Origin of the sequence: Nonomuraea sp. NPDC050790, from assembly GCF_044456745.1 — a bacterium.
Lineage (GTDB): Bacteria > Actinomycetota > Actinomycetes > Streptosporangiales > Streptosporangiaceae > Nonomuraea.
In genome coordinates this window covers 33,534-43,494 of record NZ_JBITGF010000002.1, presented here as the reverse complement: position 1 = coordinate 43,494, position 9,961 = coordinate 33,534, and the positions used below count along the sequence as shown (strand labels likewise).

Annotated in this window: 5 protein-coding genes; 4 read left to right on the top strand and 1 reads right to left on the bottom strand. The window is 72.0% G+C overall.

Annotated features, from left to right (window positions below):
• Positions 1 to 71: 71 nt before the first annotated feature.
• The gene (locus ACIBEJ_RS08715) at positions 72 to 5,564 is read right to left on the bottom strand and encodes a beta-ketoacyl synthase N-terminal-like domain-containing protein (RefSeq protein ID WP_397182035.1); all 5,493 of its coding nucleotides are present in this window, start codon (positions 5,562 to 5,564) and stop codon (positions 72 to 74) included.
• Between the two features lie 187 nt (positions 5,565 to 5,751).
• Here ACIBEJ_RS08715 and ACIBEJ_RS08710 point away from each other — a divergent pair, with 187 nt between their 5' ends.
• The 4 genes from ACIBEJ_RS08710 (at position 5,752) to ACIBEJ_RS08695 (ending at position 9,750) form a co-directional block, all read left to right on the top strand.
• Positions 5,752 to 6,021 (top strand): phosphopantetheine-binding protein, encoded by a 270-nt coding sequence (locus ACIBEJ_RS08710; protein WP_397182034.1) that lies wholly within the window; start codon positions 5,752 to 5,754, stop codon positions 6,019 to 6,021.
• A gap of 13 nt (positions 6,022 to 6,034) precedes the next feature.
• On the top strand, positions 6,035 to 7,375 hold the full coding sequence (locus tag ACIBEJ_RS08705; RefSeq protein WP_397182033.1) for an NAD(P)/FAD-dependent oxidoreductase: 1,341 nt from the start codon (positions 6,035 to 6,037) through the stop codon (positions 7,373 to 7,375).
• A gap of 141 nt (positions 7,376 to 7,516) precedes the next feature.
• Positions 7,517 to 9,184, top strand: coding sequence for an ABC-F family ATP-binding cassette domain-containing protein (locus ACIBEJ_RS08700; RefSeq protein ID WP_397182032.1), 1,668 nt, complete (start codon positions 7,517 to 7,519; stop codon positions 9,182 to 9,184).
• Positions 9,181 to 9,750, top strand: a complete 570-nt coding sequence (locus tag ACIBEJ_RS08695) for a TetR family transcriptional regulator (protein WP_397182031.1) — start codon at positions 9,181 to 9,183, stop codon at positions 9,748 to 9,750. Before ACIBEJ_RS08700 ends, ACIBEJ_RS08695 begins: the two co-directional genes overlap by 4 nt.
• The last annotated feature ends 211 nt before the right edge of the window (positions 9,751 to 9,961 follow it).

Genomic DNA, 9,961 nt, shown 5'->3' with positions numbered 1-9,961 from the left:
CTTCCATTGGCGTCGCTGGTGTCGAGTCAAGGCGCGCGTCCTCTATCGGCGCTTGGGTACGACTGGAGTCGTCAGGAGCCGCCCAAAGCGGAGGCGGAGTTCGCCAGCACGCCCGAGACCCGAGCCGCCAGCGCCTCGTCACTCAGCCCGGCGAGGTCGTCCGCCTCGCCCGAGAGCTCGGCCACGATGAACCTGGCGAAGGACCGGGGAGTGGGGCACTCGAACACGACCGTGTTGGGAAGCGTCGTGCCGAGCGCGGCCTCGGTGGCGGCCTTGAGCCGAAGCGAGAGCACAGAATCCATGCCCATCCCGAAAAACCCCTGGTCAGGGTCGATGTCGTCAGCTCCACCGAGTACGTCGGCGACCAGGTCGAGCAGCGGAGGCAACAGGATCTCCTCGCGCAGCGGGGCGGGCGTCGCCCGGACCAGCCGGGTCAGCGGCGTCTCCTCGGCCGGCACGCCGGCCGCCGCCTCGGCGACGACCTCCGGGACCGCGACGACGGCGTCGACCCAGTGCCGCGCCCGCTGCCAGGGGTATCGCGGCAGCGGCACCACTCTGCGGCCAGGATGGGCGGTCAGGTCCCAGTCGATCCTGGCACCGCGCACGTGCAGCGCGGCCATCACGTCCAGCGGCCCGGGACCGGGATCCTCGCCGGAGACCGTACAGCCGCCGGGCCCGAGACCGAGGACCAGATCGGCCCCTTCGGCGCCGTTTCGCCCGCGGGGCGGTGTTCCCGCCGCCAGCGCCCTGGCCGCCTCCTTGGGCGGCAGTCCGCCGGTGGCGTACGTGCCGGGCCCGGGGTCGGCGCTCACCTCTGCCGGGGTCACGCCCAGCGTCCGCCACACCTCGACGGCCGCGAGGTGACCCGCCAGCTCCTCCGCTCCCGGCACGTCGGTGGCCCGCAGTTCGTCTCGCGTGCGTTCCCAGATCCGCTCGATGCCGAGGCCGGGCAGCAGCCGTTCGGCCTGTGCGTACCACGTCGCGTCCGGCGCGGCGGAGTGAAGGTGGAAGCGCACGGGACGGGCCTCCCCCGCCGGCACGTGCCCGCGGTGGCGCGGCTCGGCGAGCCGGTCGGCCAGTTCCCCGGCCGACGAGCCCACGACGGCGATCCTGTGCTCGTGGTGGGTGCGCCGCACCAGAGAGGTCCAGCACAGGTCGGCGAGTTCCTCCTCCGGCGTGGCGGCCAGTCGTTCCCGCATCCGCGCGACGGCTTCGTCGAGCGCCTGCTCGGTGCGCGCGGACACCGCGAGTGTCATCGCCCTGTCCGGACGTGCGGGGCGTGGCGACGCGGCGGGCGGCTCCTGAAGGACGACGTGGGCGTTGGTGCCGGTGAACCCGAAGGCGCTCACTCCGGCGACGCGGGCACCGCCCTCGCCGTTCCACGGCACCGCCTCGCCCGGCACCCGCAGCGGCAGCCGTTCCCATGCGAACTGCCGGGTGGGCAGGTCGAAGTGCAGGTGCGCGGGGATGCGGCCGTGGCCGAGCGCCAGCACCACCTTGATCAGTCCGACGATGCCCGCCGCGGCCTCCAGGTGGCCGATGTTGGTCTTGACCGAGCCGACCAGCAGCGGGCGCGCCGCGGACCTGCCGGCGCAGAGCGCTGTGGCCAGCGCGCGCAGTTCGACGGCGTCACCGAGACGGGTGCCCGTGCCGTGCGCCTCGACGTAGTCCACCTGCGCCGCCTCGAGGCCGGCCTGCCGGAGGGCGTCGCCGATGACCTCCTGCTGCGCCACGCCGCTCGGCACGGTCAGGCCGCCGCTGGCGCCGTCCTGGTTCACCGCGCTGCCGCGGATGACGGCGAGCACCTGGTCGCCGTCCCTGCGGGCGTCAGACAGCCGCTTCAGCACGACCGCGCCCGCGCCCTCCCCGCGCCCGTAGCCGTCGGCGGAGTCGTCGAAGGTTTTGCATCTGCCGTCCCTGGACAGCGCGCCCGCGGCGGACATGGCACGGAAGATGGTCGGCGTGACCATGACGTTCGCCCCGCCCGCGACCGCGACCTCGCTCTCGCCCGCGCGCAGGCTCTGGCAGGCCAGGTGCACCGCGGTGAGCGAGGAGGAGCAGGCGGTGTCCACGGCGAGGCTCGGCCCGCGCAGCCCCAGCAGGTACGAAAGCCGCCCCGCCGAGCCGGAGAAGGAGTTGCCCGTGCCGTAGTACAGGTCGACCTCCGCGTCGCCGCTCAGCACCAACTGCTGGTAGTCGGTGGAGTTCAGGCCCACGAAGACGCCGGTACGGCTGTCGCGCAGATCCTCGGCGGGCAGCCCGGCGTGTTCCAGCGCCTCCCAGGCGACCTCCAGGAACAGCCTCTGCTGGGGGTCCATGCTGCGCGCCTCCCGCGGAGAGACGCGGAAGAAGCCGTGGTCGAACCCGTCCACGGACTCCAGAAAGCCGCCCATGGTGGTGGCCGTGGCGCCGGCGTCGAACAGCCGGTCGGCGTCCCAGCGGGCGGGCGGCACCGGGCCGATGGCATCGCGGCGCTCGCTCAGCAGCGTCCAGAAGGCTTCCGCGTCCCGTGCGCCGGGGACGCGGCAGGCCAGCCCGACGACGGCAACGGGCTCAGGGCCGGTGAAGGCGGGTTCCGCGGCGGGAGCGGCCTCCGGCTCGGTGTCCATGAGGCTCAGGAGGTGGCCGGTGAGCGCCGCGACGGAGGCGTGGGCGAGCACGTCGGCCGCCTCCACGGGTTGGCCGGCGACCGTCTGGAGACGCTCGGCGAAATCCATCAGGCCGATCGAGTCGAGCCCCAGCTCGAACAGGCCGCGCGTCTCGGGGAACCGGGTGCCCTCCGGGTGTCCCAGCACCTGGGCGAGCTGCTCGTGCACGGCGGCCCTGATGTCCTTGTGCCCCGCCTCCGGCGCGGCCCCCGCCGCGGCCACGGGCGTGCGCGGCGTGGCGGGCGCGGTGGACTGGACGCCGCGCGGCACGCCGGCCAGCCAGAAGCGTGTGCCGGCCCAGCGAGGCGGCGGGAGGGCGACCGTGGCGACCGGTCCGTCCCAGCCCCGCGCCCAGTCGACGCCGACGCCGGCGACGTGCAGGTCGGCGCGCGAGCGCGCGAGCATCGCGGGACCGCTCTCCCCGCGTGCCAGCGAACTCACCACCATGCCCTGCCGGCCGCGGCGGGCCAGCGCGTCGCGCAGCGGGCGCGACAGTACGGGGTGCGCCCCGATCTCGACGAACACCGCGTCCCGCTCCGCTAGCAGCCGGTCGACAGCGGGCCAGAACAGCACGGGCGAGCACAGGTTCCGCTCCCAGTACGCCTCGTCCAGGGCCGCGGGAGCGCCCTCGGCGTCCACGGTGGACAGCATCGGAATCGCCGGTTCCGACGTGCGCAGAGGCGCCACGCTGCGGCGCAGCTCCCGGCCGTAGGGCAGCATCAGCGGTCCGTGCGAGGGGTACTCGACCGACAGCTCGACGGCCGTGCCGCCCTCCGCCTTCATCCGGCGTACGGCCTCGGCCACCTGCTCGACCGGGCCGCTGACGACGACCGAGCGGGGGCCGTTCACGGCGGCGACCGACACCTCGAGACCCCATTCGGCGAGCCGTTCGCGTACCCGGCCGGCGCCCATGTCGATCGAGGCCATGGCGCCGGTGCCCTTGGCCCGCTCCAGCGCCTGGCTGCGCTCGACGATCAGCCGCGCCGCCTCGGAGAGCGTCATGGCTCCCGCGACGCAGGCCGCGGCGATCTCTCCCATGCTGTGGCCGATCACCGCGTCCGGCCGCACTCCCCACGCGCTCCACGATCTGGCCAGCGCGATCTGGAGGGCGAACAGCGCGGGCTGGCCGGTCACGGTCGCGCGCAGGGCGGCGGGGCCGGGGTCGCGCAGCACGTCCAGCAGCGCCCATCCGCTGTGCGGGCGCAGCTCGGCGTCGCACTCGTCGAGTGCCTCGCGGAACACGGCGTCGTGCTGGTACAGGTCCGTGCCGACGCCGGGCCACTGGGCTCCGTGCCCCGAGAAGGCGTACACCACCGGCAGGTCCGCCGGCCGTATCGACCCCACCGAGACCGCGTCGTGCTCGCGGCCGTCGAGGAACGCCGCCAGTCCCGCGCGTAGTTCCGCCGCGTCGGACCCGGCGACGGCGAGCCGGTGGACGTGATGGGTGCGGCGCACGGCCGCCGCCGTCAGCCGCCCGCTCAGCTCGCCCGGATCCTCGCCGAGGGCCTCGCTGTGGTCGGCGGCGAGGGCGCGCAGGCCCTCCGCGGTGGTGGCGGACAACAGCAGGGCGCCGGGCGCCGCGGGCCCGGGCGTCGCCGGGGGCTCGGCCGGTTGCGGCGCCCGGACGACGACGTGCACGTTGGTGCCCGACAGGCCGAAGGCGCTGACGCCGGTGACCGCCGGCCCGGTCAGAGGCAGGTTCCGCCCGGGTACGGCCAGCCCGCCGGCCACCCAGTCGATCATCGGGGTGGGCGCGTCGAAGTGGATCTGCCTCGGCACGACGCGGTGCCGGGCGACCAGGAGCGCCTTGAGCAGGCCGGCCACCCCGGCGGTGGCGTCCATGTGCCCGAAGTTGGCCTTGAGCGAGCCGACGAGCAGGGGGCTCCCCGGCGGACGCCCCTTGCCCAGGACCTCGGCCAGCGCGGAAAGCTCCAACGGGTCGCCGAGCGGGGTGCCCGTGCCGTGCGCCTCCACGTACGCGGGCACGTCCGCGCCGACGCCGGCCGAGACCAGCGCCTGCCGCAGCAGTTCCTGCTGGGCCACCGCGCTGGGCACCGTCAGGCCCGCGCTCTGCCCGTCGTGATTCATGGCGCTGCCGAGGATGATCCCGTGGACGTGGTCGTGGTCGCGGACGGCATCGCCGTACCGTTTGAGCACCACCACCGCGCAACCCTCGCTGCGCGCGATGCCGTCGGCGGCGGCGTCGAAGGGACGGCAGCGGCCGGTCGGTGACAGCGCTCGCGCCTTGCTCATGAACACCGACAGCTCGGGCGTGATCAGCGCGTTGGCGCCGCCCGCGAGCGCGGTGTCGGCCTCGCCGTCGCGCAATGCCCGGCAGGCCAGGTGGACGGCGCTCAGCGACGACGAGCACGCGGTGCTGACGGCCATGGACGGACCGCGAAGACCGAAGGCGTAGGCGATGCGGCCTGCCGCGAAGCTGGATTCCTTCCCGCTGGCGAAGTACTGGTCGATCCCTTCGACGCCCAGCGTCTTGGCGTGCAGGAGCATGTAGTCCGAGCCGAGCAGGCCCACGTGCACGCTGGTGCGGCTGCCCTCCCATCGGTGCCGGGGGAGGCCGGAGTCCTCCATCGCCTCGGCCGCGACCTCCAGCAGCATGCGCTGCTGCGGGTCCATCTCGGCCGCCTCACGCGGCGATATCCCGAAGAAGCCGGCGTCGAACCGGTCGATGTCCGCCAGCAGGCCGCTCTGGTCGGCGTACATGGTGCCGGGTTGTTTCTGGTCGGTGCTGTGGAAGGCGTCGCTCCACCGGTCGCCGGGCACCGTGTCCAGGACGTCCACTCCGTCCAGCAGGACCCGCCACAGGTCCTCCATGGTGCGCACCCCGCCGGGAAATCTGCATCCGACGCCGACCACCGCGATGTCATCGGGGCTCGGCTCTCCCAGGTGATCCGACATCTGGGTCTCCTCTCCGGCACGTCGCGCCTCCAGTGCCGACGATCGTCACCGCCGCCGCTTGGGTCCGGCTCGAACGCCCGGCCGCCCGCGGACCGCGTCCCGATAGCCGGGCCCAAGCGTGCCTCCACCGGAGCTGCCGACGATCGAGGCCAGCAACGGATCACGCCATGACGTCTAGGGAGGACCGATGGCCGTCGCCGACCGTGCGCGGATCAACACCGCGATCACCGACTACGTGAGCGCGAAGTTCCTTGACGAGAGCGAGGTCTCCGAGCTCGACCAGGAGACGCCCCTGGTCGACTGGGGGGTTCTCAACAGCATGAACACCACGATGCTGCTCGCCTACATCAGAAAGGAGCTCGGCGTGACGGTCCCGCCCACGCACATCACGATGCGGCACTTCCAGAGCCTCAGGGCCATCACCGACATGGTCCACGAGCTGTCCGCCGGGAAGTAGACAGGAGAACACGGTGAAAACAGACTTCGACATCGGCATCATCGGGGGCGGACCGGCGGGCGCGACGGCCGCCGCCTATCTGGCCAAGGCCAACCTGTCCGTGGCCGTCTTCGAGCGTGAGACCTTCCCCCGAGAGCACGTCGGAGAGTCGCTCGTCCCGGCCACCACCCCGGTGCTCATCGAGACGGGGTGCATGGACAAGGTCGAGCAGGCCGGTTTCCCGAAGAAGTACGGCGCGGCGTGGACCTCCGCCGAGGAACGTGACATCGACCAGATGGGCTTCCGCAATCTGACCAACGGCTTCCGCTCGGCCGAGGTGCTCTTCGCGGAGCGGGAGCAGCTCGGCGTGGACCGTGACTACACCTTCCATGTGGACCGGGGACTGTTCGACCAGATCCTGCTGAAGAACGCCGAGAGCCTTGGCGCCACGGTCTACCAGGGGGTGCCGGTGGGCGAGGTCGACCTCTCCGGTGAGCGGCCGGTGATGCGCGTCCGGATCGGCGGGCAGTCCGTGCCGATCACCGTGCGGATGGTGGTGGACGCCAGCGGCCGGCGCACCCATCTGGGAACCCAGCTCAAGACGAAGATCGTCGACCCGGTCTTCAACCAGTACGCCGTCCACACGTGGTTCGACAACCTCGACCGGGCCGCGCTGGCGGTGGACAAGGAGCAGGCCGACTACATCTTCATCCACTTCCTGCCGGTGGCCGACACCTGGGTGTGGCAGATCCCGATCACCGACACGATCACGTCGGTCGGCGTCGTCAGCCAGCGTGCCCGCCTGCGCTCCTACAGCGGGGACCAGGAGAAGTTCTTCTGGAACACCATCGCCAGCCGTCCCGAACTGCTCGACGTGCTGAAGAACGCGCAGCAGGTCAGGCCGCTCAAGGCGGAGGGCGACTACAGCTACGGCATGAAGCAGATCGTCGGCGACAAGTACGTGCTCATCGGGGACGCGGCGCGGTTCGTCGATCCGATCTTCTCCAGCGGGGTCAGCGTGGCGCTCAACAGCGCCCGCATCGCCTGCCAGGACATCATCGCCGCGGCGCGGGCCGACGACTTCTCCAGGCGCCGCTTCGCCGCCTACGAGTCCAAGCTGCGCAGGGCCGTACAGAACTGGTACGAGTTCATCTCCATGTACTACCGGCTGAACATCCTGTTCACCGCGTTCGTCCAGGACGACCGCTACCGGATCGACGTGCTGAAGATGCTCCAGGGCGACGTGTACGAGGACGAGCCGAAGGTGCTGGCCACCATGCGGGAGATCGTCAGGGCCGTGGAGGACGATCCCGACCACCTGTGGCATCCGTACCTGGGCGAACTGCGGGCTCCGTCGGCCGCGCCCGGGTTCTGAACACGCGATCGACCGGCCCGGGCCCCGGCGGGCGCGCCTGGCCCCTCCGCCAGGAGACGAGTATGATGATCGTGACCGGATCATTGATCCGGCGACTCGAACGATGATCTAGTCTACGTCGAGCGAAGGAAACAGGTGACCATGGCGGGTCATGTCGAAGTGGACCGGCTGACCTACGTGCTGCCGGATGGGCGGCTGCTTCTGCACGAGGTGTCGTTCCGCATCGGCGACGGCGTCAAGGCCGGACTGGTCGGCCCGAACGGTGCGGGCAAGACCACCCTCATGCGGCTGGTCTCCGGAGAGCTCCAGCCGGACGAAGGCCGGGTGGTGCAGTCGGGCGGACTCGGAGTGATGCCGCAGTTCATCGGCAGCGTCCGCGACGGCCGTACCCTGCACAGGCTGCTGCTGTCGGCGGCGTCAAGCCAGATCCAGGCCGCCGCCGCCGAGCTGGAGCGCCAGGAGGCGGCGATCGCCGCGCACGACGACGAGGCGACCCAGCTCGCCTACGCTCAGGCGCTCACCGACTACGCCGACGTCGGCGGCTACGACATGGAGGTCGTGTGGGACACCTGCACGACCGCCGCTCTCGGCCTGCCCTGGGACGCGGTCCGCGACCGCCCGGTCAACACCCTGTCGGGCGGCGAGCAGAAGCGGCTCGTCCTGGAGGCCCTGCTACGCGGCCCCGACCAGGTCCTGCTGCTGGACGAGCCGGACAACTACCTCGACGTGCCGGGAAAGGAGTGGCTGGAGGCGCACCTGCGCGCCACTCCCAAGACCGTGATGCTGGTCTCCCACGACCGGCAGTTGCTGGCCAACGCCACCGATCGCATCGTCACGGTCGAGTCGCGCGGCGTCTGGGTTCACGGCGGGGGCTTCGCCACCTACGCCGAGGGCCGGGAGAACCGCATCGCCCGGCTGGAGGAGCGCCGCCGCCGCTGGAACGAGGAGCACGCCAAGCTGCGCCAGATGGTACGCACTTTGCAGCAGACCGCCGCCAACAACGACGCCGTGGCCTCCTCCTATCGCGCCGCGCGCACCAGGCTCAGCCGGTTCGAGGAGGTCGGCCCGCCAGAGCGTGCCCCCAAGAAGCAGAACGTACGCATGCGGCTGCGCGGCGGACGCACCGGCAAGCGCGCGGTCGTCTGCGAAGCGCTGGAGCTCACGGGCCTGATGCGCCCCTTCGACACGGAGATCTGGTACGGCGAGCGCATCGGCGTGCTGGGCTCGAACGGCTCGGGCAAGTCCCATTTCCTGCAACTGCTCGAAGAGGCCGCCGACGGCGCGGTGCCCAAGGTCCGGCACACCGGCTCGGCACGGCTGGGCGCCCGGGTCGTGCCCGGCCGTTTCGTGCAGACCCACGCCCGGTCGGAGCTGCACGGCCGTACCCCGGCCGAGCTGGCCATGGACGGCCACGCGCTCACCCTGAACGAGGCGATGGCCGCCCTGGCCCGCTACGAGCTGGCGCCCGCGGCGAACCAGCGGTTCGAGACGTTGTCCGGCGGCCAGCAGGCCCGGCTGCAGATTCTGCTGCTGGAGCTGTCCGGCGCGACCCTGCTGCTTCTCGACGAGCCGACCGACAACCTCGACCTGGAGAGCGCCGAGGCCCTGCAGCGCGGGCTGGCCGGGTTCTCCGGCACCGTCCTGGCCGTCACCCACGACCGCTGGTTCGCCGCCGACTTCGACCGCTATCTGATCTTCAGGTCGGACGGCACCGTCCAGGAGAGCGCCGAGCCGCGCTGGCACGAGGGCCGGGTGGAACGCGCCGACCAGCCCAAGCCCACGCTTGGTGGCCTGCAGTCGTTGACATGAGAAGGAGTTCCGCCGACACCAAGGCCGCGATCCTGTCCGCCGCCCGCGAGCGCTTCGCCGCCGACGGCTACGAGAAGACCACGATCAGGTCGATCGCCGCCGATGCCGGCATCGACCCGGCCATGGTGATGCGCTACTTCGGCACCAAGGAGAAGTTGTTCGCCGCCGCCGCCCACATCGACCTGAAATTTCCGGACTTCTCCGCCGTGCCCCGCGCCCAGATCGGTGCCGTACTAAGCGGCCACTTCCTAGACCTGTGGGAGAACAACGAGGCCCTCCAGGTACTCCTGCGCACCGGCGTCACCAACGAGGCGGCGGCCGAACGCGTCCGCTCCATCTTCGCCACCCAGCTCGGCCCCACGGTCGCCGCGCTGGCCGGCCCCGAGGAGGCGCCCGTGCGCGCCGGCCTGGCCGCCTCCCAGATCCTGGGCCTCGCCCTCACCCGCTACATCCTGCGACTGCCACCGGTCGCCGCACTGTCCCGCGACGAGGTCGTCTCCTGGCTCGCCCCCATCCTCCAACGCTACCTCTGCGACCCCCACACCCCTGAACCCCTCACCCCGTAGCCTCGCCGCGAGCGCAGGCGCCGTGCAGGCTTCTGGACGACAGCACCGCGCGGACCGGCGTAAAGATGGGCGACGTAGTTGGGTTGCTTCTCCTCGGCGGTCGAGCGGGCACGGCCTTCTCGGGTGGCGGGCGGTCAGCGCCCAGGAGCGCAGGTCGTCGTGGCCGGCCAGTTCGGCGCACCGCCACGCTCGCATCTCTGCGGCGATGTGG